The sequence below is a fragment of the Neisseria sp. HMSC055H02 genome (assembly GCF_001813335.1).
GTDB lineage: Bacteria > Pseudomonadota > Gammaproteobacteria > Burkholderiales > Neisseriaceae > Neisseria > Neisseria sicca_C.
This window is the reverse complement of record NZ_KV812104.1, coordinates 366-1,989: the sequence shown is the minus strand read 5'-3', so window position 1 is coordinate 1,989 and position 1,624 is coordinate 366. Positions and strand designations below refer to the sequence as shown.

The following is a 1,624-nucleotide window of genomic DNA, read 5'->3' as shown; positions in this document are numbered from 1 at the left end:
GGGATTTGGGGAGAATTTTGCAAAGGTCTCAGACGGCCTTTTTATTATAAAACCGTTTACCAGCCCGGAGGCAGCAAATCCAGTTTCGCCAATACCGCATAAACCGCGCTTGCGCTGTAGAGTAGGAAAATCAGCGTGTAAATAGCGGGATGGGTCATCCAAGGGGCGCACGTCCATTCGGGTGTGCGGTTGCCCTTGCCGCGTGCGCCTTTGATAATCAGATACGGTATGATGCTCAATACCACGCCGCTGAACACGCCCGCAAAATAAAGCGCGTCAACGAAGCCAACCATGCCGCTGTAAGCCAGTACCAGCGGTGGTAGGGCGACCACGGCCACGGTCAGCGAACGGACTTTCAGGTTGTCATCGACTTTCAGACTGAAGCGGTCGGCAATATTGGTTAAGAAACTGCCGCCGATGCCCCAATAGGAAGTCAGCATGGCGAACAATGCGAAGCCGTTTGCCATGAAAAACGCCCAACTTCCCAAGGCATTACCCCAGTTTACCGTCGCCACCTGGCTGACGTTGTCCAAACCGTTGAGCGAAATCACAGACAACGGCACGAGCGCAATCAGGGCAAAGGTGCAAAACATGCCGGTAACGATGGCTTTGGGAAGCTGTTTGGGCGTATGCGACAGGCCGCGCGCTAGTTCCGGCACGATGTATTGCGCGCAGTAAATAAACACCACCAAGTTGAACACGGGCACCATATACAGCCAACTGCCGTCTAAAAGCCGTCTGAAATCAGTGGTCGGGAAAAACAGCGTCGCGCCGACCAGTACCAGCAGCATGAGCACCATCAGCGACGTAATCCATTTCTCGCTCCTGCCCAAGGCTTTCAGGCCCAGAGCCAGAATCAGCGCGGCGGGGATGAAAAACAGGATGCTGCCGATGCGTTTGTCGATGCCGAACAAGGAATGCATCAAATCGCCGCTGCCGCTCATATACGCTATCAGTGCGCCCAGTGCATTGACCGTTACCGATGTGAACATCAGCCACGAACCGAACCTGCCGACATAGCGCTGCGCCAAACCGCTCAACTGCTCGTGCTGCCGTGTGCGCAACGTGGCTTCGGCCACATAAAGCATCGTAACGGTTGTAATCACGCCTACTACTACCAGCCAAAATAGCAAAGGCATATAGCCCGCCTGCCGCGCGGCATACGACACGCCCAAAATCCCCGCACCGATATTGGTGCCGATAATCATGGCCACGCCTTCCCAAAAGGTAATTTTCTCCACTCTCAATACATCAGACATTTCAGCCTCCTATAAACCCGCAGATTTGTCAGAATTTGTTTATCTGCTTTCTATGTTTTTTGGAATCTCCCGTTTTTCAGGGAACAATCATCCCTGTGTGTCGTTTGAAACGGCATACAGGAGATTAGAAATGAGGGGAAGTTAACAGAAGTTGCGGTTTTAGACGGCCTGACCGATGTGAGGCCGTCTAAAAACCGACGGCAGGCTATCCGGCCACATCAATACACAAATATTTCAATTCCAAATATTCGTCCGCACCGTATTTGCTGCCTTCACGTCCCAAACCGCTGCGTTTTACGCCGCCAAACGGTGCCACTTCATTACTGATTAAGCCCGTATTGATGCCGACCATGCCGTATTCCAAG

2 protein-coding genes are annotated in these 1,624 nt (G+C 52.6%); both read right to left on the bottom strand.

Annotated features, from left to right (window positions below):
• Positions 1-56: 56 nt before the first annotated feature.
• Positions 57-1,259, bottom strand: coding sequence for an aromatic amino acid transport family protein (locus HMPREF2907_RS08190; RefSeq protein WP_070682015.1), 1,203 nt, complete (start codon positions 1,257-1,259; stop codon positions 57-59).
• Between the two features lie 205 nt (positions 1,260-1,464).
• A partial coding sequence (locus tag HMPREF2907_RS12015; RefSeq protein WP_141754430.1) for an aldehyde dehydrogenase family protein occupies positions 1,465-1,624 on the bottom strand: 160 nt, incomplete at its 5' end.